24 protein-coding genes are annotated in these 21,665 nt (G+C 51.1%); 13 read left to right on the plus strand and 11 right to left on the minus strand.

What is annotated here, in order from left to right; all coding sequences use genetic code 11:
- Nucleotides 1-50 precede the first annotated feature (50 nt).
- On the plus strand, nucleotides 51-821 hold the full coding sequence (locus tag HA51_RS02805) for a HalD/BesD family halogenase (protein WP_084931756.1): 771 nt from the start codon (nucleotides 51-53) through the stop codon (nucleotides 819-821).
- Here HA51_RS02805 and HA51_RS02810 read toward each other — a convergent pair.
- The 8 genes from HA51_RS02810 to HA51_RS02845 all read right to left on the minus strand — a co-directional run bounded on the left by HA51_RS02810 (nucleotide 806) and on the right by HA51_RS02845 (nucleotide 9,190).
- Nucleotides 806-1,894 carry a DUF2817 domain-containing protein gene (locus tag HA51_RS02810; RefSeq protein ID WP_084931757.1) on the minus strand — a complete coding sequence of 363 codons (1,089 nt, stop codon included), beginning with the start codon at nucleotides 1,892-1,894 and terminating at the stop codon, nucleotides 806-808. The genes HA51_RS02805 and HA51_RS02810 overlap by 16 nt on opposite strands.
- A 26-nt stretch (nucleotides 1,895-1,920) precedes the next feature.
- Nucleotides 1,921-2,691 carry an ABC transporter substrate-binding protein gene (locus HA51_RS02815; protein WP_084931758.1) on the minus strand — a complete coding sequence of 257 codons (771 nt, stop codon included), beginning with the start codon at nucleotides 2,689-2,691 and terminating at the stop codon, nucleotides 1,921-1,923.
- Nucleotides 2,692-2,871: 180 nt separating this feature from the next.
- On the minus strand, nucleotides 2,872-3,735 hold the full coding sequence (locus tag HA51_RS02820; protein WP_084931759.1) for a PfkB family carbohydrate kinase: 864 nt from the start codon (nucleotides 3,733-3,735) through the stop codon (nucleotides 2,872-2,874).
- A gap of 2 nt (nucleotides 3,736-3,737) precedes the next feature.
- The gene (locus HA51_RS02825) at nucleotides 3,738-4,595 is read right to left on the minus strand and encodes a MurR/RpiR family transcriptional regulator (RefSeq protein ID WP_084931760.1); all 858 of its coding nucleotides are present in this window, start codon (nucleotides 4,593-4,595) and stop codon (nucleotides 3,738-3,740) included.
- Nucleotides 4,595-5,566: an ABC transporter permease gene (locus HA51_RS02830; RefSeq protein ID WP_084931761.1), complete on the minus strand. Its 972-nt coding sequence runs from the start codon at nucleotides 5,564-5,566 to the stop codon at nucleotides 4,595-4,597. The genes HA51_RS02825 and HA51_RS02830 overlap by 1 nt, the downstream gene beginning before the upstream one ends.
- Nucleotides 5,567-5,599: 33 nt before the next feature.
- The gene (locus tag HA51_RS02835) at nucleotides 5,600-7,102 is read right to left on the minus strand and encodes a sugar ABC transporter ATP-binding protein (protein ID WP_084931762.1); all 1,503 of its coding nucleotides are present in this window, start codon (nucleotides 7,100-7,102) and stop codon (nucleotides 5,600-5,602) included.
- A gap of 16 nt (nucleotides 7,103-7,118) precedes the next feature.
- Entirely contained in the window at nucleotides 7,119-8,159 is a 1,041-nt protein-coding gene (locus HA51_RS02840) for a sugar ABC transporter substrate-binding protein (protein WP_084931763.1), read from the minus strand.
- 50 nt (nucleotides 8,160-8,209) lie between these two features.
- The gene (locus HA51_RS02845) at nucleotides 8,210-9,190 is read right to left on the minus strand and encodes a TIM barrel protein (protein ID WP_084931764.1); all 981 of its coding nucleotides are present in this window, start codon (nucleotides 9,188-9,190) and stop codon (nucleotides 8,210-8,212) included.
- 252 nt (nucleotides 9,191-9,442) lie between these two features.
- Between HA51_RS02845 and HA51_RS02850 the strand changes: the two genes are divergently transcribed.
- Genes HA51_RS02850 through HA51_RS02860 form a run of 3 tightly spaced genes read left to right on the plus strand, consistent with a single transcriptional unit; the run spans nucleotide 9,443 to nucleotide 12,294 of the window.
- Nucleotides 9,443-10,204, plus strand: a complete 762-nt coding sequence (locus HA51_RS02850; RefSeq protein ID WP_084931765.1) for an alpha/beta hydrolase — start codon at nucleotides 9,443-9,445, stop codon at nucleotides 10,202-10,204.
- Between the two features lie 24 nt (nucleotides 10,205-10,228).
- Nucleotides 10,229-10,903 carry a heavy metal response regulator transcription factor gene (locus HA51_RS02855; protein ID WP_084931766.1) on the plus strand — a complete coding sequence of 225 codons (675 nt, stop codon included), beginning with the start codon at nucleotides 10,229-10,231 and terminating at the stop codon, nucleotides 10,901-10,903.
- Nucleotides 10,900-12,294, plus strand: a complete 1,395-nt coding sequence (locus HA51_RS02860; protein WP_084931767.1) for a heavy metal sensor histidine kinase — start codon at nucleotides 10,900-10,902, stop codon at nucleotides 12,292-12,294. Before HA51_RS02855 ends, HA51_RS02860 begins: the two co-directional genes overlap by 4 nt.
- Nucleotides 12,295-12,441: 147 nt before the next feature.
- Here the strand turns inward: HA51_RS02860 and nfsB are convergent, their stop codons facing one another.
- Nucleotides 12,442-13,095 (minus strand): oxygen-insensitive NAD(P)H nitroreductase, encoded by a 654-nt coding sequence (gene nfsB, locus HA51_RS02865; RefSeq protein WP_084931768.1) that lies wholly within the window; start codon nucleotides 13,093-13,095, stop codon nucleotides 12,442-12,444.
- Between the two features lie 267 nt (nucleotides 13,096-13,362).
- On the minus strand, nucleotides 13,363-14,364 hold the full coding sequence (locus HA51_RS02870; RefSeq protein ID WP_084931769.1) for a zinc-binding alcohol dehydrogenase family protein: 1,002 nt from the start codon (nucleotides 14,362-14,364) through the stop codon (nucleotides 13,363-13,365).
- Between the two features lie 131 nt (nucleotides 14,365-14,495).
- Here HA51_RS02870 and HA51_RS02875 point away from each other — a divergent pair, with 131 nt between their 5' ends.
- The 3 genes from HA51_RS02875 (at nucleotide 14,496) to HA51_RS02885 (ending at nucleotide 16,727) form a co-directional block, all read left to right on the plus strand.
- On the plus strand, nucleotides 14,496-15,404 hold the full coding sequence (locus HA51_RS02875) for a LysR family transcriptional regulator (protein ID WP_084931770.1): 909 nt from the start codon (nucleotides 14,496-14,498) through the stop codon (nucleotides 15,402-15,404).
- 96 nt (nucleotides 15,405-15,500) lie between these two features.
- Nucleotides 15,501-16,451, plus strand: a complete 951-nt coding sequence (locus HA51_RS02880) for an aliphatic sulfonate ABC transporter substrate-binding protein (protein ID WP_084931771.1) — start codon at nucleotides 15,501-15,503, stop codon at nucleotides 16,449-16,451.
- 87 nt (nucleotides 16,452-16,538) lie between these two features.
- Nucleotides 16,539-16,727 carry a YjfB family protein gene (locus HA51_RS02885; protein WP_084931772.1) on the plus strand — a complete coding sequence of 63 codons (189 nt, stop codon included), beginning with the start codon at nucleotides 16,539-16,541 and terminating at the stop codon, nucleotides 16,725-16,727.
- A 131-nt stretch (nucleotides 16,728-16,858) separates the two neighbouring features.
- Here HA51_RS02885 and cspE read toward each other — a convergent pair whose 3' ends face one another.
- Complete coding sequence (gene cspE / locus HA51_RS02890; protein WP_007885867.1) at nucleotides 16,859-17,071, minus strand: transcription antiterminator/RNA stability regulator CspE; 213 nt, start codon at nucleotides 17,069-17,071, stop codon at nucleotides 16,859-16,861.
- A 408-nt stretch (nucleotides 17,072-17,479) separates the two neighbouring features.
- On the opposite strand from cspE, the gene HA51_RS02895 reads away from it, so the two are divergent.
- From HA51_RS02895 to HA51_RS02920, 6 genes are all read left to right on the plus strand, one after another.
- On the plus strand, nucleotides 17,480-17,944 hold the full coding sequence (locus tag HA51_RS02895) for a GNAT family N-acetyltransferase (protein WP_084931773.1): 465 nt from the start codon (nucleotides 17,480-17,482) through the stop codon (nucleotides 17,942-17,944).
- Between the two features lie 142 nt (nucleotides 17,945-18,086).
- Complete coding sequence (locus HA51_RS02900; RefSeq protein ID WP_084931774.1) at nucleotides 18,087-18,644, plus strand: nucleotidyltransferase family protein; 558 nt, start codon at nucleotides 18,087-18,089, stop codon at nucleotides 18,642-18,644.
- 265 nt (nucleotides 18,645-18,909) lie between these two features.
- The gene (locus tag HA51_RS02905) at nucleotides 18,910-19,569 is read left to right on the plus strand and encodes a hypothetical protein (protein ID WP_084931775.1); all 660 of its coding nucleotides are present in this window, start codon (nucleotides 18,910-18,912) and stop codon (nucleotides 19,567-19,569) included.
- A 404-nt stretch (nucleotides 19,570-19,973) separates the two neighbouring features.
- Nucleotides 19,974-20,564, plus strand: coding sequence for a hypothetical protein (locus HA51_RS02910; protein ID WP_211282890.1), 591 nt, complete (start codon nucleotides 19,974-19,976; stop codon nucleotides 20,562-20,564).
- Nucleotides 20,565-20,576: 12 nt separating this feature from the next.
- Nucleotides 20,577-20,918: a cupin domain-containing protein gene (locus HA51_RS02915; RefSeq protein WP_084931776.1), complete on the plus strand. Its 342-nt coding sequence runs from the start codon at nucleotides 20,577-20,579 to the stop codon at nucleotides 20,916-20,918.
- 118 nt (nucleotides 20,919-21,036) lie between these two features.
- Nucleotides 21,037-21,651, plus strand: a complete 615-nt coding sequence (locus HA51_RS02920) for a class I SAM-dependent methyltransferase (protein ID WP_084931777.1) — start codon at nucleotides 21,037-21,039, stop codon at nucleotides 21,649-21,651.
- The last annotated feature ends 14 nt before the right edge of the window (nucleotides 21,652-21,665 follow it).

Consider the following 21,665-nt stretch of genomic DNA (forward strand, 5'->3'; position numbering starts at 1 on the left):
TATCAGCGAGTTACCCTGTTTATACACCTGTAATGATGAGAACTGCTGCTATGTCTGCTTTGATCCGTTTCGATATACACCCGCTGGCCGATGCCGACTGGCGACGCGATTGCCGCGAACAGCTCAACCTGCACGGTGCCTTAGTGCTGAAGCAGTTTCTGCAACCTGCCGCACTGCAAGCCATCATTGCGGAAGGTGATGCGCAGCGCCATCTGGCCTATCACACACGCAGCAAACACAACGTGTATTTGATGAAAAAGGATGAGGCTTACAGCAGCGATCATCCTCGCAACCGCGATGTCATCAGTACCAAAGGCTGTATCACTGATGATGTGATTGGCGATAATTCACCGCTGCGAGAGCTTTACATCGACGAACTGTTTAAAAGCTTCCTGTGCGATGTGCTGGGTGAAACCGCGCTTTATCCTTATGCCGATCCGCTTTCATCCATCAACCTCCATTACGCGCCCGATGGGCAGGAACTCGGTTGGCACTTTGATAACTCGTCCTTCGCTATCACCCTGCTGGTGCAGAAACCACAAGCGGGTGGTGTGTTCCAATATGTGAAGGATCTGCGCGACGCAGATGCCGGCGAAATGAACTTTGATGGCGTGGCTGCGGTGCTGGATCAACGACAGCCGGTGGATGCGTTAGCGATTGAAGCCGGAGACTTAGTGCTGTTCCGTGGTCGCAACTCAATGCACCGCGTGACGCCGACAGAAGGCGACATCACGCGAATGCTGGCGGTGTTGGCATACAACACCCAACCGGGCATTGCATTGTCAGAGACCGCCCGCATGACATTTTATGGACGCTTGTGATCCACGCCCAGTAACCCTTTCCAGGCCCGCGTAAAAATCTGCTGGGTACGAAATGCCACCAGACCGCGCCAGTCGCGGTCTGCGGGCCAGAACCCTTCCACTAGCTGCTGTTTGAGATTTTGCCCCTCATCACTGGCGGGGTCACCCTGCAAATGCAGCCAATGGTCATCTCTCACACGACGGTGCATTTCCTCACCCGGATAAGTGCCGCACTCCACCACTAACGGCAAGATGTGGGTATCGGGCAATGATTCCAGCAGAAATTGCGAGAGATATCCCGTGGCGGTGGCGGTGACGCCGGTTTCACTGGCTCGCCCTGCGCCGGTGAACAGCAACGTCAGCCATTCGCCATACACTGTTGTGCCCCACTGATGCGCGGCAACCGGCTGTTCGGTAATCGACAGCAACATCGGATGGCCCCATGCGCCCGCGCCAGTGTGCAAGTCAAAGCTTAGAATGGTGGTGGCGTGCGATAAGTGCGTCTTGATAATGCTTTGCATGGTGATGTAAGACCAACTCGGCTGCTGTCCGCCATAGAAAAAGCCATCGGCAAACTGGTATTGGCCCGCCTCAACTACCCGCTTCATCGCTGACCAGCCCGCCCCCTTGAGCGTCTCCTCCAATAGTTGGTCAGCTTTAGCACGCTCACCTTGGTAGATCCCATGCCAGGCAGCATAGTCCGGGTTAGCCGGTGCGGGTTGACTGAAATTGATAAAGTTACGGTTGAGGTCGATATTGTCTTCATTCACTCGCCGCAGATGAGCCGCACCCCAAGGGTTCAGCAGATGTAGCAACACGATCGCGGTGTCATCCGGCAACGCGGTAAGGTTGAAGCGATTGAGCCACTCAATCTGGCTGTCGGAACCGTAATAACCCTCCACGCCGTGCGTGCCTGAGATCACTAACATCAGTTTGCTGGCGTGAGGATTGCCCACTACGGCGACATCGGTGAACAGTGGTTCACCTTGTGGGCCCGTGAGTGGATGTTTGTACGAGGTTAACGTCCCGTTTTGACGTTCGACAGCGGCGACAAAACGGGCACGTTGTGACGTGTAATGCGGCAGAGCAGGCATGGAATTTCCTGTCATTTATGAAGCGACTATGGGTACACCTTAAATTTAAAATACTTCTTCGCCAGCTGGTCGTAGGTGCCGTTGTTGTGCAACTCTGCCAGCGCATCATTGATCAACTTCAGATGCACGGTGTCGCCTTTACGTAAGCCAATCCCTACGCCATTACCCAGCAGTTCTTTATCCACCAGCGTCGCTTTAATGACGTAATCCTTGCCTTCCGGCGTATTCAGGAAGCCCTGATCGGCGGACACCGCATTCGCCAACGTGCCATCAAGACGCCCGGCCACCAGGTCTGGATAGATTTCCATTTGATTCGGATACGACACCACATTCACGCCTTGCGCCGCCCACTTCGCTTTGGCGTAAGTTTCCTGAATGGTGCCCTGCGCCACGCCAATGTTCTTGCCGCGCAGCGAACTTATCTCTTCCGTCAACGTGCTGCTCTTTGGCGTTAACAGTGCGCTGGGCGTGATATACAGCATATTGCTGAAATCCACCTGCTCACGGCGTTTTTCGGTCATCGACATCGCCGATAGGATCGCATCAAACTTCTTCGCCTGCAGTGCCGGAATACTGCCATCAAAGCCAATCTGCACCCACTGACATTTCACTTTCGCCTGAGCGCAGATGGCGTTGCCGAGATCGATATCAAATCCCTGCAGCGACCCATCACTGGCCTTGGATTCAAACGGTGGGAATGTCGGATCAACGCCAAAACGCAGCGTCTGCTCAGCAAAAGAGAGAGAACTGAAAGCACCGAGTGAAAGCATAAGGGCGAAGGACAAACTCTTTTTCATTGTTATCTCCAGCAGGCAGGTAAAGTCAAAACGGCATGCAGAGTTAATAACATGGCGGATAGATTACCACCACTTAAAAAGCGGATTTATGTAGAGTGAATTCTTATAAAAGAGAAGGAGTTAAGGAATTTTATCTCCGGCAGTAAGAGAATCTTAATGCCGGGAATAATGCTTTATCTGTTAAGCGATGGTAGGACGAGAAACATGCTCGGCTGCTGCCTGATTGGCTTTGGTTGCCGCTTCAATTAGCGAGCAACCGGAGACCAATGCCTGGCTGAGCACACCGACAAAACAGTCGCCTGCACCATGAGTACTGATCAGTGTCACTGGGATAGCAGACAGGCTCTGCACGGGTTCACCCGACTGGCACACGGCAAGGCCATGTTCACCTGCCGTCACAATCACCTGGGCGAAATCTTCCGCCAGTTTTTGCGCCGCGCGCTCTGCAGACGCCAAATCAGTGACCTCGATGTTGCACATGTCGCGCGCTTCAACCGCATTCACAACCAGTAAATCAACGCAGTCCGCCAGCGACTTCTCAATTTCACGCGCCGGTGCAGCATTGATGCAGACCGCAATGCCCTTTTGCCTCGCTTGCTGCGCCAATTGCAGGTTCACGCTGGCGGGCACTTCATTTTGTAACACCAACAAAGCTGCGTCCTGCCACAGCTCATCAGGCAGTGCAGTGACATTTATGTGCAGATTCGCGTTGGATACCACAACAGCACCGTAATCGCCCTCTGCGTCGCTGATCGCCACACTCATTCCCGATGGCACATCAGGATGCATCATCACCGCATCGGTGTTAACGCCTGCACCACGCAGCGCCGTGAGCAGAAATTCGCCTTGCGCATCGGCACCTATCGCGCCAATAAAACGCACCGCGGCACCTGCGCGGGCTGCCGCCACCGCCTGATTGCCACCTTTACCACCAAATTTATAACTACAGCCGCTACCCATCACGGTTTCGCCTTTTTCCGGACGATGGTGGGCCGCCAGCATAATGTCGTAATGCAGGCTACCGGCGACGATAATATTCTTCATGATTAAAAGTCCCGCAGATCCTGAACCGCACGCTGGGTTTTCATCAGATTCTTTTCCGCCAGCTTTAGATCTTTTTTGGCGATTGCCACAAACAGCGCATCGAGAATATTTAATTGCGCGATACGTGCAGCCGCATTTTCCCCAAGCAGATGCGATCCCTGAGAGGTTGATGTCAATACCACATGCGCATTGCGCGCAATAGGCGACTCGGCATAGTTGGTAATAGCAATAATTTTTGCACCATTTCGTGCTGCCAGTTTAATCGGATCGTTTACAGCACGTGTCGCCCCTGAATGACTGATGGCGATCACCACATCATCATCGGATAACACGGCCGCTGACATCAGCATAATGTGAGCATCGTCATACGGTGTGGACTTAATCCCGATCTTCAGCAACTTGTGCGACAAATCGCGCGCCACTGTGGCCGAACCACCCACCGCATAAAGATCGATATGGCGCGCTTTAAATAAAATATCGGCAGCACGATTAAACTCAGAAACATCCAGAATCGATAATGATTCTTCAATCGCCTGAATTGAAGTTCTGAATACTTTAGCCAGTAATTGTTCCGACGAGTCGTCCGGCTCAATTTCCGCATGCAAGCCCGCCACTTCAGATTGATTATAATAAATCAGTCCAGTGCGAAAATTACGAAAGCCTGTGAAGTTGAGCTTTTTCGTAATTTTCACAATCATCGCCTGCGACACATTATTCTCTTCGGCAATTTCTTGCAGCGAAGTCTGTTCACTAATGTCCGTTCTGGCGATGATGGCCTCTGCAACACGCCGCTCCAGCGGCGTCAGCTGTGGTAATCGCATACGAATTTGAGCGCCAATGGCTCGCGGATCTTGCTTCATTACCTGCCTCTTGTCGCCCGGTCAATCAACATCGCTATGATAATGATTAGGCCAGTGGCAAGCAATTGATAAAAGGCCTGAATATTCAACAGAGTCAAGCCATTACGTAATGCACCGAGAATGATGGCACCGATAATGGTGCCGACAATACTGCCTTTACCGCCCATCAGTGAGGCACCGCCAATCGCTGCTGCGGCAATCGCGTCCAGTTCCCATAAATTACCGATAGTCGGTTCAGCCGCCCCTAAGCGCCCAATCAGAATCAGCGATGCCAGTGAGGCTAAGGTGCCGGAGATGATGAACACAGTGACCTTAGTGCGTTTGACCGGCACACCGGCGACACGTGCCGCCTCTTCATTACCGCCCACCGCCAAAATATATTCGCCCAAAGGTGTTTTATTCATCACCAGCCACAGCACCAGCGCGATTACCGCAACAATAATGATCGGAGTCGGAATACCAAACACATCACTGTTAATAATGCTGCGAAACTCCATCGGTATGCCAAACACTGGATTACCACCGGTATAAATCAGCGCAATGGCGCGGAACAGCGAAAGTCCACCCAGCGTGACGATAAACGGTTGCAGTCCTGCATAGGCCACCAACATCCCGCTGAACACCCCACACAAGGCACCGATGCCCAGCGTGGCAAGAATCGCTACCGGTACCGGCACACCGGCTACCATCAGGGTTGCACCTAATACCGCAGAGAGCGCTGCGGTAGGTCCGACCGATAAGTCAATACCGCCGGAGATAATCACCAACGTCATCCCCAATGCAATCAGCGCATTAATGGAAGATTGCTGTAAAATATTCAGCAAGTTTGGCACGGTAAAAAATACCGGTGACAAAAATGAAAATGTCACCACGATAATTAACAGCCCGATTAACGTACCGGCATCGCGAAGATTTAATTTAAATTTTGCCGACGGCGCAGCCGCTGGTTGTGTGTTTGTTTGCGTCATCATAGTTATGCCTATTTATGGAGTGCAGATTAAGTGCTAGACGGCTTCTTTAATATCGTTTATGGCAAAGCGTGCGATATTCTCTTCGGTAATGTCATCACCTGTTAATTCACGCGTAATTTTTCCTTCGCGCATCACCAGCACACGGTCGGAAACACGTAAAATTTCTGTCATCTCTGACGATACGACGACAATCGCTTTGCCTTGCTGGGCCAATTTCTCAATGAGATTATAAATTTCAGCTTTGGCCCCAATATCAATTCCCCGGGTTGGCTCATCAAATAAAAACACTTCAGCATCTGCTGCCACCCATCGACCAATGATCACTTTTTGCTGGTTACCCCCGCTCAATGTGCCAATGGGTTTTTCAATATTGAGTGGACGCAGTTTTAAATCTGACATCACCTCTTGCGCGACGGCATTCAGTTTCACTTTACGGATGACGCCGGCGAGCGTGAAGTTACGCATCGACGGCAGCGCCATATTCACTTTCACCGCACGCGCTTTGATGATGCCCTCTTTCTTACGATCTTCCGGCACCAGACCAATACCGGCACGAATTGCCGCGCTGACGTTGTGATTGCGCACTAACTGACCATTAACGCGTACTTCACCCGCGCTACGTTTGTCGATACCGGCAATCAGTTTGAGCAATTCGGTACGGCCTGCGCCGACCAGACCCGCCACGCCCAGCACTTCACCCGCGCAGACGCTAAAACTGGCGGGTTTGATTTCCGTTCCGCGTGCCACATTCTCAACCTGCAGTACTTTACGATCGGTAGCCCATGACTGGTGCGCTTGTTTATCGATTTTGCGCCCCACCATCTTCGCCACAATGGTCTCTTCAGTTTCATCACAAATGTTCACCACACCGACCTGACGTCCATCACGCATGATGGTGGCACGATCGCACACCTGGAAGATTTCATTCATTTTGTGTGACACGTAAATCAATGAGACGCCGGTGGATTTCAAATCAGCGATCAACTCCGCCAGACGTTCAAACTCGCGCGGCGTCAGGCTGGATGTCGGCTCATCCATAGCGATGATTTTCGCCTCGTCCAACAACGCACGCGCAATCTCCACGATCTGCTGCTGCGACACCTTAAGGTTCTTGATTGGCTCAGCGGGATTGATGCTGGGATCCAACTGCTTCAGGATATGCGTGGCCCGCGCTAACTGCGCACGCTTATCCACAAACAAACCGTTCAGGGTGGTCAGTGGGCGGCCCAGAAACATATTCTGGGCAACAGAGAGCTCAGGAACATGCTGCAACTCCTGATGAATCATCGCAATGCCCGCATGACGCGCACTGAGTGGATTTTTCATCTGCACCTGCTCGCCATTTACGTGGATAGCACCGCTATCCGCCGGGCGCACGCCGGAGAGAATGTTCAGCAAGGTTGATTTGCCTGCGCCATTCTCACCGATCAGAGCATGCACTTCGCCCGGCCGCACCATAAAGTCCACATCTTGCAGCGCGATGGCGCTACCGTAGGTTTTCGTGATGCCGCGCATCATTAAGCGATACTGTTCCATACGCTCTCCGCCTGTCTTACTGCTGTGCCAGCAACTGGCGTAATTTATCGTTGTCTTTGGTGGAGAAGGCATCTGCATTCTCTTTAGTGATCAACGCTTGTGGCGTTGCAATCACGCGCGATAACTTCTGCCCGTTCACCAGACGCAACATCACTTCCATCGCCACTTCACCGGTCAGTATCGGGAAGCTATCGACCGTGCCGGTCAGTTCACCGCGCTTGATAGAAGCATAGGCATCAGAGATACCATCGGTACCAAATACTGCGGTCTGCTTACCTTTGTTCAGTGAACGCACCGCTTCCACCACGCCAAGCGCCATGGTGTCGTTGTTGGCGTAGAAACCAATCAGATCCGGATGTTGCTGTAGAATGGTCGATGCGGCGTTAAAGGCCTGCTCGCGGCTCCAGTTGGCAGGTATGCTGGCGACAATGTTGAATTTGCCATTGGCCTGCAGGGTCTCTTTAAAGCCCGCGGTGCGCTGTCCGGCAGCATATACGCCCGGCTGGCCTTCAATCACCGCCACTTTGCCGCCCTGCGGATAGTGCTGGATAAACCATTTGGCGACGCGCACGCCGTTGTCTTTCTGCACGTTACCGACGTAGTACTGGGCGCTTGGCACCACGGCATCGTTGACGTTCACCACCGGAATGCCTTTGCTGCTGGCGCTTTCCAATGCAGGCTCAAGGTTGATATCGGTCTGAGGTGACACCAGCAAACCAGTAAAACCCTGCGCAATCAGGGTTTCTGCAATGGACAACTGGCCCATTTGATCGTCTTCATTGGCAGCAGCCTGATAAGCAACGGTGAAACCATATTTCTTCGCGATGTTCTGATAACCCTCGCCCAATGAGCGCCAATACTCATTGGTCAAGGTTTTCGACACGCCGCCAATTTTCAGCTTGCTATCAACCTTAGGCATCGGGCCGTATTTGCTTTCGAGTTGCGTCCAGTCGGTGCGGTCTGGCTCTGAGTCAGATTTCAGGGGGGCCAGCTGAGCTGCATGAACGCTGGAACACAGCAATGCGGATGTCAGGACAGAGAGTAAGAGCTTTTTCATGGTGGTAGCCTTTTTATCGTTTTATTTGAGGTGCAGGGTTACGCGCTTGCTTATTGTGCAAGCATGATGTCATTCACAATTTGCTGTGAGGCCACCGCATCCTGGCGGCTGATTGCTTCTTCCAGTGCTGGGTTATTATTGAGTTTTTCACTCAACTTCAGCAGGCGCTTTACAGTGATAATGTTGATTTCCGCTTCACGAATTGGGTCCAGACCACTCGCGTCCGGGAAGGTGTCGAAGTAGTAAGCGCCCTGATAGCCATCGCGCTGCATCTGCCACAGGAATTCCAGTGTGGCGCGTGGATTCACTGAGCCCGCCATTAAGCCATCATCACGTTTGCCCCAGCCATCATTCAGGTCCAGTCCTAACAAGCGAGAACGACGTGCCACCATGGCAGCCGCAAATGCCGGAACTTCATTGGCAAACAGGACATGAGCGAAATCCAGGGTAATACCAAGATTGGCGCATCCCGCTTCTTCCACGGCCAGCAGACAAGTGGTGGCATTTGGGAAAATACTGTACGCACGCGGCTCATTCGGTTTGTATTCAATGCTCACATCAATTTCCGGCGCATATTCAGCCACTTCGCGTACCGCGCTCACCGCGTCTTCCCACATCTTTTTATAGTCGGCCTGGAAGCAATAATCGAAACCATCCTGGCCCATCCACAAGGTCATTAGACGGGAACCAAATTCGCGACCAGCATCAATACCGCGTTTGGTCAGTTCAATGGCTTCACGGCGTATTTTCGCGTCGGGGTTAGTGAAAGCGCCAATTTTGAACTGGGGGGCATCCCAACGCATCTGCATGCCGTTGACCGCCAGACCCGCATCCGCAATGGCCTTACGCATGGTGGGGATGTCGCTGGTCATATGCTGCGGATAGTTAAGGTCCAGATGTGTCAGACCATTGACCTTTCCGGCACGGGCAATCATTTGTAATACAGAAGGTTTTCCCTGGATGTTAGGCCAGTATAGGTGCGCCCCAGAGGCGAAAGAGTTCAAACGTGTAGCAAACTTTAATTCTGACATGAGGAAGGATCCTTCAGTGACAAGTTGTAATGTACTTTCCTTCTTCACGATTATTTGTGAAGTTATGGCATAAATTACACAAGCCAATTTGTTTAGCAAGACAGCATCGTTGCAATTTGGGAGGACGTTCACGAAATCCAGTGTTCGACCACCCTAAAGCCCCCTGTCATTCTTTTGTCATAACTCGCTCACCCTGATGTCAGAGCCATTTTCATATCCTGTGCCCGAACCTTACTCATTCGGAGCACGACCATGAAACTGAAAAAATTGACCTTAGCAGCAGGCATCTTGATGGCAATGGCAGGCGGCGTGGCACAAGCTGAAGCGCAGCCCGTGAAAAATATTGTGTTGGTACACGGTGCCTTTGTTGGCGGTGCAGGCTGGCGTCCGGTATATGACCACCTGACGCATGATGGCTATAAGGTGACACTGGTGCAGGAACCCCTGACCGGCTTCCCTGAAGATGTGACGGCTACACGCCGCATCATCGACCAGCAAAATGGCCCGGTGATTCTGGTTGGCCACAGCTACGGCGGCGCAATCATCACCGAAGCAGGCAATGACAATAAGGTTGTGGGTCTGGTGTATATCGCGGCTCACGCGCTAGACAATGGTGAAACGGAAGCCATTAACGGCAAAAAATTCCCCAACAGCGCGCATCCGTTTGCCAAATCGACTGATGGCTACTTAACCATCGCGCCAGAAAATTATCACAGTGATTTCGCGGCAGATTTACCGGCAGCGCAGGCGGATTTCGAAGCGCATGCTCAAATGCCAACCAACGCCGCCGTGTTTACCGCCAACATTCCTGACCCGGCATGGAAAACCAAGCCTAGCTGGTACATGGTGGCGAAAGCTGACAAAATCATTAACCCCGATCTGGAGCGGATGTATGCGAAACGCGCGCACAGCCACACCGTGGAAATTGCCGGTGCCAGCCACTCAGTCTATGAGTCGCATCCTGATGATGTGGCAAAATTGATTGAACAGGCTGCACTGCACGCTCAGCCTTAACCTCTATCCCGCCTGGAGATGCGCATGAAAATTTTGGTGATTGAAGACGAAGCCAAAGCGCGGGATTACATGCGCAAAGGATTGACGGAGGCGGGATTTATCGTTGATGTGGCCGCAAACGGGCAAGACGGTTTGTTCTATGCGCAGGAGCATCATTACGATCTGATTTTACTCGATGTGATGATGCCCGGCATGAGCGGCTGGGAGGTCATGGCGGCGCTGGATAAACAGATCCACACGCCTGTGATTTTCCTTACCGCCAAGGGAACATTAGAAGATCGCATTAAGGGGCTGGAACTGGGGGCAGACGATTACCTGGTGAAGCCCTTCTCGTTTGCTGAACTGTTGGCACGCGTCCGCACCCAACTACGACGCGGCGGCCAGCAGAAATTGCCTGATCTCTTGACCCTTGCCGACTTGCAACTTGATATCCTGAAACGCCGGGTGGAACGCGCGGGTCAGCGTATCGATCTCACCAATAAAGAGTTCAATCTGTTGCATCTCTTCTTGCTGCATCCTGGCGAAGTTTTGACGCGCACGGTCATCGCTTCTCGTGTCTGGGATATGAATTTTGACAGCGATACCAACGTGGTGGACGTGGCGGTCAAACGCCTGCGTCAGAAAATAGATGGTCCCTTTGATCAACCGCTGATTCACACGGTGCACGGTGTGGGCTATCGCTGCGAAGCTGAAACATGAAAAAGCGTTCGCTGGCCAGCCGTTTGTCCTTACTGCTTAGCACTACGGTGATTGCGATCTTTGCCCTGAGCGGCTTTGCGCTTTATCAGTCTTTGGCAAAGCAGATCGGCATACGCGATGACGCGGCGCTGCTGACACGCATCGACCAGATACGTACGCTGCTACGCGATGAAGACGCCATTACGCTAATCCAGCAAAAACCGCGCTTGTTTGCCAATATGCTAGGGAATACCGAGTCATTATTAGTGTTGCGTTTTCCCGGCCAACCACCGCTGATTGTGGTTAATCCCGGATCGCGTCCGGTGCCCGACATCAAGCCCGTACCTGCCGATCAATCCCTGACCCTGGCGTCTGTGCATCACCAGCAGGCACAGGACGGCACGCCTTTTATCTCCGCAGCGGCATTAACCCCGACACGCGATGGTAATGGGCAAATTGAGATCATTACTGGCCGCTTAATGAGTGATCGCACACAGACACTCAACAGCTATCGCGATCAAATCATCCTTTCAACCGCGCTGGCAGCCTTGCTGGTGGCGGCATTAAGTATCTGGCTGGTCAGGCGTGGTCTGTCGCCTTTGCGCCGGCTGGCTGCGGAAACAGACGCCATCGATGTGCGACGTCTGTCACACCGCATTCAATTCAGCGACGCCCCCACCGAACTTGAACCGCTGGTCGCTGCTTTCAATCAAATGTTGAGCCGCCTGGAAGGGGGATATCAACAGCTCAGCCAAGTTTCGGCCGATATGGCGCATGACCTGCGCACGCCGATTAGCACCCTGATCGGGCAAACTGAAGTGGCGCTTAGCCAACCCCGCAGCGTAAGTGACTATCAGACGCTACTTGGCTCTAATTATGAGGAACTGGAACGGCTGGCGAAGATGATCGATAACATGCTGTTCCTCGCCAAAGCGGAAGACGCGAGCCAGGCGATGGATTGGCAACCTATCGATTTGGCGCAGCTAGGTGAGAAGTTGCAGGATTACTTTGATGGCATGGCCGAAGAGCATGCGATGCGGTTGGAGATGCGCATGCAGGGAGAACTTCACGCCGATCCCCAACTGCTGCAGCGCGCCTTAGCCAATCTGATGGCGAATGCCTTGCGCTACGGCGATCGTGATTCCACCATCCGCGTGCTGAGTGCAGTGCACCATGATGGCATCGAACTGGTGGTAGAGAATCATGGCCCGGCGCTCAGTGCAGAACAGCAGGCTCGCATCTTTGACCGCTTCTGGCGCGCCGATGCGTCACGGCATCAAGGCAGCAGCGGACTGGGATTATCGATTGTGCGAAGTATTATGCGCTTGCATCGCGGCAGTTGCGCGGTAACTAGTGAGAATGGCGTGAATCGGTTTAGCTTGCTGTTTCTGCTGCTGGCGGATACACAGTAAACTGCACCGCTACGGCAGGCCCAGCCAGCTATCCCTGTCACTGCGAGTCACATAAACCTGAGCGGCGTGATTTATCACGCTGACCAGCAGCGGCATGACAGCTGGCAGATGCGCATTAAATTGCACCGCTAAGGTTTAATGCATTGATCAAATAAACGTGAAAATCTCTTCACGTGGCAAACGTGATTTAGGCAGCGCCGCGTTGAAATCTTCATCACTGCGATAACCCAGAGACACCAGTACTACGCTGGTAAAGCCTTTTTCACGCAGACCTAATGCCTGATCCAGCGCTCGCTGATCAAAACCTTCCATTGGTGTCGCATCAATGCCCAACATCGCGGCGCCTAACAGTAAGCTGCCGAGTGCCAGATAGACCTGTTTCTCCATCCACTGCGGCACATCACGCTGTTCATAGCGATGCATATCAACATAGCCACGACGGCTTTTATCCTGTCCAGCCTTACCTTCCGGTTTGGCAAAGCGCCCATCTTGCTCTTCCTGCGCCAGCACATTTTGCAGATGCGCGTCATCCAGATCGGTACGCATACACAGCGCGATGACGTGGGAGGCATTGAGCACTTTGGGGCCATTGTAAACAAACGCGCCAGTCGTGGATTGCGCCATCAGCTCACGCCCTTCCGGCGTTGAGGCCACCACGAAATGCCACGGCTGCGAGTTAACGGAAGACGGGCTGTTACGCAGCACGTTCAGTAACGTTTCGATCTCTTCCTGCGGCAAGATCTTACCACCAGCAAACGCTTTCACAGTGTGGCGACGCGCCACTGCATCATTAAGTGTCATGAAGTTCTCCTGAGTTAAAATGTGGGGTCACCTTTAATGGCGTAATGCCGCTCACTTAAGCCAATGAGTGGGTATTTAACCCGGCACGCCTGAAGGCACACCCGACGAAAACCGCACCGAACAATGTAGGGTCGCCATTCATGGCGACCGAAACAAAATTAAGTGACAGGCAGTACACCCTTAATGGTGACCAATAATACTGTCATGCTTTAATACGCAGCCTACAACGAGCCGATTACCTATAGTAAATTATTATGTTTCAACAGGTTAAAATCCACTGAGCACGATTTTTCCGCGTGCACGTCCGCTTTCAATCAAGGCGTGCGCTTTACGCAAATTGGCCGCGTTAATTATGCCAAGATGCTCGCCAGCAGTGGTTTGTAGGGTTTGGTCATCAATCAACTGGCTGACCTGTTGCAAAATCTGATGTTGGCGCTGCATGTCTGCCGTCTGAAACAGCGAACGGGTGAACATCAGCTCCCAGTGCAGTGAGATGGCTTTGCGCTTCAGCGGCACGACATCCAGAGATTCAGGGTCGTCGATCAGTGCCAGCTTGCCTTGTGGGGCCAGCACATCCACCAACTGCGCATAATAGCTGTCGGTGTGGGTCAACGAGGCGACATAACGCACCTGCGGATGACCAATCGCAGCCAACTGTTCGCCCAACGGCTGGTGGTGATTCACTACATGATGCGCCCCCAGCGTACGAACCCAATCCGCCGTTTCCGGTCGCGATGCGGTGCCGATCACGGTTAGGCCAGTTAGCTTGCGCGCCAGTTGCGTCAGGATTGAACCCACTCCGCCACCCGCGCCAATAATCAGCAGCGCGGCGTTGTCTTCTGGCTGCACTTCCAGGCGGTCAAACAGCAGTTCCCACGCCGTGAGTGACGTCAAAGGTAAAGCAGCAGCATCCGCATCATTTAAGGTGCGAGGCTTGTGACCCGCGATACGTTCATCCACCAGCCCATACTCCGCATAGCTGCCGGCTCGAGTGATATCACCTGCGTAAAAGACGTTATCGCCAGGTTGGAACAGTGTCACTTGATCGCCAACTGCTTCGACGACACCGACCGCATCCCAACCCAAAATACGCGGTTTGTCCGTGGGCGCGCCGTTGCGCACTTTGGTATCCACCGGATTCACCGCAATCGCGTTAATTTTCACCAGCAGGTCGCGTGCTCCAGGCTGCGGTTTGGCGACATCAAATTCGTACAGGGCATTTTCATCTGAAATCGGTAAGCCGTTTTGGCTATAAACAATCGCTTTCATCCCGTAGTTCCTCAATTCATCAGTATGTTAGATAAGTTCCAGGCAGCATAACCTGACGTTTTCCATTGAAAAATGCCCGTAGCAGAGCAACACTTTCACTCTCAGAGTGAAAATCAACGATAAGTGATGCCATGATTCGACTGGAAGATGTCACCCTCTTCGTCCGCTCCGCCGCGTTGGGCAGCTTTTCCCGTGCGGCTCGCGAAGTGAACTTACTACCGGGTCAGGTGAGCGCCGCGATTCAGCGACTTGAGCGCGAATTGGATCGTCGTCTGTTTGCACGTTCCACGCGTAGCCTGCGCTTGACTGCAGAGGGTGAAAAATACTTGCCCTACGCACAAGAGATGCTGACGCTGATGCAGGCTGGTGCCGATAGCTTGCAGAGTCACGAAGATGTGTTGAGCGGCGAACTTAAAATCGCGCTGCCTTCTGATATTGGTCGCAATATTCTGCTACCGCTGATCACCGATTTTTGCCGTGAACATCCTGCTCTTTCGGTGCGTTTATCGTTGTCCGATCAAATCAGTGATGTGTTTCGTGACCCGGTGGATATCGCGATTCGTTATGGCAAGTTGGAAGACAGCAGCTATGTCGCGCTGCCGCTGGCCGAAGATAACCGACGTGTGATGGTCGCCTCACCTGCCTATCTCGATCAACATGGCCGACCGGAAAAACTGGAGGATTTGGCACAGCATCACTGCCTGCCCTTCGTGATGGGCGGCCACGTTTATGATAAATGGACCTTTCCACAAGAAGGCATGCGACGACAGATTACCGTGAAAAGCCGATTGCTATGTGACGATGCTGAAGTTGCTCGCCGCTGGGCGATTGCTGGAATGGGTATCGCCTACAAATCTTGGATAGATGTGTGTGAAGATATCCAGCAAGGCCGACTTGAAATCGTGTTGCCGCAGTTGCCCGGCGAAAGCACCCCTTTGCACCTCATCTGCCCGCATCGCAAACAGTTTTCTCCGGCGATTCGCGCATTGCATGGCATTTTGAGAACCCATTTACGCGCTATTACCGCGCAACTGCGATAGATGAAAATGCGCAAAGCTTATGCGAACTTGCAGTTTTGATTGCCTCTGAGCGGGCTTTATCATTTTTAAAAATGGTAAAACCTTCAGGGACTTCACATGCGCAACACCACCAAGACGATTATCGCTTCACTGCTGTTCTCCACGCTGCTTTCCAGTGCTCACGCTGAAGAGACGTTACGCATCGGCTATCAAAAATCCTCCACGCTGTTAACGCTGATTAAGCAGCGTGGTGATCTGGATAAAGCCTTAGGCGAACGCGGCATTAAAGTGAGCTGGCATGAATTCACCAGCGGCTTACCGCTGCTGGAAGCGCTTAATTTGAACAACGTGGATCTCTCTGCCGATGTCGCGGATACCGTGCCCGTGTTCGCGCAAGCGGCAGGTGCAGATCTCACTTATTATGCGCGCGAGACACCCTCACCTGAGGCACAAGCCATTTTGGTGCCCGCCAATTCCAGCATCCAATCACTGCAGGATTTGAAAGGGAAAAAGATTGCCGTAACCAAAGCGGCAGGCAGCCATTATCTGTTGATTGCTGCCTTACAGAAAGCTGGGCTGAAATTCAGTGATATCACGCCCGCATGGCTAACACCTGCCGATGGTCGTGCCGCGTTGGAACACGGCAGCGTTGATGCCTGGGTGACATGGGAACCCTTTGTCACCAGCTCTAAAGTGGAACAGCACACCCGCGTGTTGGTGAGCGGAAAAGGTCTTGCCAGCTATCAGCGCTACTATCTGGTTTCAACGCCTTACGCCAAACAGCATCCTGAAGTGCTGGGCATTGTGTATAAGACGCTCGACCAAGAAGCACAATGGTTGAAAGCCCACCCCACAGATGCGGCAAAAATTCTCTCGCCACTTTGGGGTAATTTGCCGTTATCGACGGTGGAACAGGCCAATCAGCAACGCAGCTATCAAATCGAACCAGTTAACAAGAGCGATTTGACGGAGCAACAGAAAATTGCCGACGCGTTCTATCAGGCCAAACTTCTGCCCAAGGCGATTAACGCGCAGGAGGTGGGGACTTGGCAGCCAGAGACTAAGTAACCCTGAAGCTATGTGTCAAACTGCCGATAGTCATTTCAGGCTTCTAAAGCCGTTTGCAGCTTTAATCGTTATTTAAAGGAGAGCGAAATGGATGTATCACAGATTACTTCACTGGCCATCGGTCTTGATAACATGGATCTAAGCAGTAAAGTGAGCACCTTTGTACTGAAGAAGACTCTGGATAATCAGCAATCTATGGCTGCTGGGATTCTTGACTCCATCCCTCAGCTGCCGGCTAACCCGGCGGTGGGGCGTAATATCAACACCACGGCTTAAAGATTTTTTGAGTGAATAATAGATAACAAAAAACCCCGCACTCGGCGGGGTTTTTTTATTATCTGTAGCGCTTAACTGCTCAGGCTATTGCCTTCATCGCTGTAGTAAGCGGCTATGATAATCAGCGCGACTTACAGAGGGGTAACGTTACCCGCTGCTGGGCCTTTAGCACCGTTTTCAATGGTGAAGGAAACTTGCTGACCTTCATCAAGAGTTTTGTAGTTGTCGCTCTGGATTGCAGAGAAGTGTACGAATACATCTTTGCTGCCATCGTTAGGAGTGATAAAACCGAAACCTTTATCAGAGTTGAACCATTTTACTAAACCAGTCATTTTGTTAGACATAGATATTTCCTTAATTGATGAGCCACTTAAAGCGGCGATGGTGGCCTGTAATTAGAGAGTGACTTATTTGGCACTTAGGAGGAGGCTCATGAAGAAGGGTATCTAAGATAACACTTGAACTGAGGACTGCTTTACTAAAACTGCTTTCATAAGGTCTGTTTTCCAAACCAAGGCCGCCATTAAGACATAGACAGATTGGTTTGACAACCCCTTATTAATTTTATTTTCACCACTTATACTCCTGGAGGGCTGTTTGACGACTAATTTCTTGAAAGCAGCAGTGAAACTAGCAAGAGGTGCGGTGTTAAAGAACCAAGTAACATAGGGCTGAGCACCCACCAACAGGATAAACAACGCCGTGAATTTTACACTTACGCTAACAGTTTAAACGTTATGAAGGAGTGAATTGTGAAAGTGAGACGATTTCAATCAGGTGATGAAGCGGCCCTGCTCCGGGTGTTCTTAACATCTATACGCAACATTTCCGCATGCGATTACACGCGAGAACAAATTGAGGCTTGGGCACCAGAGGATATGGATAAAGAGAACTGGTCCTTGCGCATGAGGGCGCTGAAGCCTTTTATCGTTGAGGTGAATAACGCGATAGTCGGTTACGCAGATGTTCAAACCAATGGATACATCGACCACTTCTACGTTTCCGGTCATTATCCGCGTAAAGGTGTCGGCACATTGCTAATGCGCTGCATTCATGAAGAAGCCACAAGGCTAGAATTAACCGAACTGACATCCCATGTAAGTAAGACAGCTGAACCTTTATTTGTGCGGCACGGTTTTCATGTTGTCGAGCGCGGTTTTCCTGTTATTCGCGGAGTTATTTTGGAAAATGCATTGATGCGTAAATCTCTGCCTTGAAATCCGCTTGAATTATCACACTGCCATTTTGGATTTTATAGAGCTACATAAATTTTTCTTATGAGAAATTAATCAGTCCGTTAGATAGAAGGATGCTGATAATATTCACATCTGCGGGTAACTGTTTCCAATAGAGGTTGGAGTGGAATACAAAAATTCATTAAAGAAAATACTGTTAGATGATCCTGTAAGGATGAGTATCCTATATGCGGTTCAAGCCCTAGAACTCAATGATAGTTGGATTGGAGCGGGGTTCATACGGGATGCCGTTTGGGATCACTTGCATGGATATGAGTTAAGTCCTGTTTCTGGTGATGTAGATGTCGTCTGGTTTGACTCTGAAAATTGTACTCCAGATTTTGACCGCGTTTTAGAAGAAAGACTTAAACAGCAACTACATTCGTATGACTGGTCAGTAAAGAATCAAGCCAGAATGCATCTACGTAATGGTAATCATCCCTATACCTCAACGGGCAATGCCCTATTTTACTGGCCAGAAACCGCTACGGCCGTAGCGGTCAGGTTGGGGCCGAAAGGCATTGATATCACGGCACCCTATGGGCTCTGTGATCTGTTTGAACTGCGTCTACGACCAACTCCTGCATTTGAGCGTGAAAAGCTTGATGCTTTTAAACAACGAGTCAGCACAAAGAGATGGATAGAACGCTATCCCAGGCTACAACTCAACATTCCCATATAATAACATTCACTTACCCTGCCTACTGCTGCCCGATTCACTCCGCTCTTAATTAAACTGCCGCAGTCGAGCATGAGGCTGCAGCAACCGATGCGCTTTAAGGTAATCAACAGCGACTGTGTCGCACCGCATGTGGAAGAAGGGTTTAATGTGGTGGTGCATGGTTAAATGTTCTCTCAATAACGACTGTTTCTTTGCCTCGGCTTTTGCTAGGCTATTTGGCTGGACTGCTTCCAGCCGCATTAGCGTTGTCGGTTAAGGAGTTTCCATGTCGCCTTTCAGCAAACATCGCCCCTTCATTTCTCTTTCTCGTCGTCAGCGCCGCCAAAAAGTCATTGAGCTTAAAAACCGTATCTATCGTGAACGTCATCGTTGTGGTGGCATTTTTTATGATTATTGCGATATACAACACTATAAAGATAACCCTGACCACATTTGGGTTTGGAGTGATATCTACTTTGTCGGCGGCGATCCTGCCGATCTGTGGAATGCTGAGATCATCACAGTCAATATGGCGCTTCAGAATGCAGTGCACGACCGAGCATTCAATGAGGCATGGGCAATGCTCAGTAAGCAGGAACAAGAAGATGAAGTGCGATACGAAACAACGCCCAATGTGAACAGCAAAGGCAAAATCATCAGTCATACCCTTGTGCACCGAGAAAAACAGGCTTATGAGATTTTTGGCGGGCTGACCATGTGGCAGTTTATCGAAAAGCGTGAGCGGGAAATTACGCATGATGAACCGCCGGAGGTTGTTTGTGGGTATCAGTTACTGCCGGGATTCGCTTATGGGCATGGGCTGCGGATGATTGTTGGTGCTGAGACCTTGAGTGTGCCGATTATCGAGGCAGCGATTGAGGATTTTTTGGGAAAGGGTAAGGGACGCGGCTTGATGGAAAGCGGTATAAGAGGCGCGAGGATTTAAGCTGCAGATTTCCATACATTCGGGAATAGGAGGGGGAAACTTTGCCACCCTCCCAGATTATTATTTCCCAGTGGATTTACTAGGTTTCAAGCCAGGGGTATTTCCGGGAGTATCTTTGTTATCACGTCGGCGCTGATCAGGCTTTCCTGTCGATTTAGCTATGGGTTTTGGACCAGGTTTAAGACCCATGATATCTATCCTTCATAAGTTAAGAGGGGAAGCCCTCCCATCTGGTTTATGGGATGAAGCCAAGAATATCAATAGGGTGGATACGCTACTGTGGATCAAAACATCGGAACTGATAGCATTCGAAGCCAAGCAATAAGAACGACGAGCTGACTATCTTAGTGAGTGCTTGCAGCACGCACCGGACTCTGCATAAATACCCTAAGTCGAGGTTAAGGATGATTTTACTGGGCTTTGTATCAAAAAATAGGCTCGCCAATTGGAATGGCGCCCCGCCTCACCTTCCTGATTTTCAGTTCCACGAAAAACACAGTGCTGTAATCAAAACCACCGAGCCTGAAAAGATCATGCCTCTCATCACGGCATACGATATTGGGCAAGACACGGTTATCCGAGCATTGATGTCTATCAGACAGCTGCCGCAGAAACTGCAAAAGCAGGCACAAAAAAACCACGATGATAAATTCGGTCTGCAAACCTTCACGCTTCTTCACGCGTCTGATTTAGAACTTCACTATGGGTTAAGAGGACAGTTTTGGCGCGCAGACTTTGGCCTGGAAAAAATATCTGACGCCGAAGAGTATCAGCAGCCTGCGCGGCCGGGTGCTGCGAAGCTATTGCTGCGGTATCAAGTCAATATTATTAATGACAACCAATCCGAAATTATTACAGAAACGTTCATTCACTGCCCTGATCAAATCACTCATTATAAGATGGCCGCTTACTGGCTGGCGATTAGAGCGGGGAGCGGTCTGATCCGGCGCAGAATGTTGGGCTCTATAAAGCATAAGCTGGAAAATAAACCTTAAAAGGCAAACGGGATGATTTCTAAAAAGAATGCTGAGCACTATATATGGGGTGATAATTGCGACGGTTGGTATTTAGTCAATCGACAAGACATGCTCATTATTCATGAGAAAATGCCTTCCGACACGAGTGAGACACGTCACTTTCACTCCGTTTCCAGACAATTCTTCTTCGTACTGCAGGGAGAGTTGACGATGGAACTTGAAGGTGAAAAACATGTGATTAAGGCCCAGCAGGGACTGGAAATCGCCCCTGGATTAAAACACCAGGCAAGGAACGACAGTAGATCTCCAGTTGAATTTCTTGTCATCTCCCATCCAACGCCACGAGGTGATCGTACAAATCTGACAGCCTGATATTGGCGATTGACTGCAAAACGAGTGTGGCTGCCCGATATAACTGAAGAATCAGCCCCCTTATTCTTTGCAGAGGTTTCAACTATCATGCCCCCTCACCCCTGCATAAAGACAAATCATGACTCACGAGAAAGAAGCTGAACATATTATTGATCTGTACCGAGAAGGTGCCGAAGTATGGGATAACTACCGCACAAAGCACTTCATTGAACAGCACTGGTTAGCGCGCTTTCTCGACCTGATTCCTGCTGGCGGTGAGCTTCTGGATGTAGGCTGCGGTGCCGGTATTCCAATTGCTCAGTACTTTTTGCAGAAGCAGTTCAACGTCACGGGTGTGGATGCTTCAGAACCGATGATCGCACGCTGTCGGGAACGGTTCCCGCAGGCGCAATGGCACATTACCGATATGCGCACGCTGGCACTCGATAAGACATTTAATGGCATCATCGCATGGGACAGTTTCTTCCACCTGACTCGCGATCACCAACGCGCAATGTTTCCGCGCTTTGCTCAGCATGCTCAGGTCGGCGCTGCCTTAATGTTCACCAGCGGGCACGATGACGGCGAAGCGATGGGTACTTTTCTTGACCGTCCGCTCTATCATGCCAGCCTGGCTCACAATGAATTCCGCCAACTGCTGTCGGATAACGGTTTCAACGTAATTAAACAAGTCACAGAAGATGCAACCTGCGGTGGCAGAACGGTTTGGCTGGCACAATTCAATGGATGTTAAAGCAGCATTTTTGA

The organism is Pantoea rwandensis, assembly GCF_002095475.1.
GTDB classification, from domain to species: domain Bacteria; phylum Pseudomonadota; class Gammaproteobacteria; order Enterobacterales; family Enterobacteriaceae; genus Pantoea; species Pantoea rwandensis.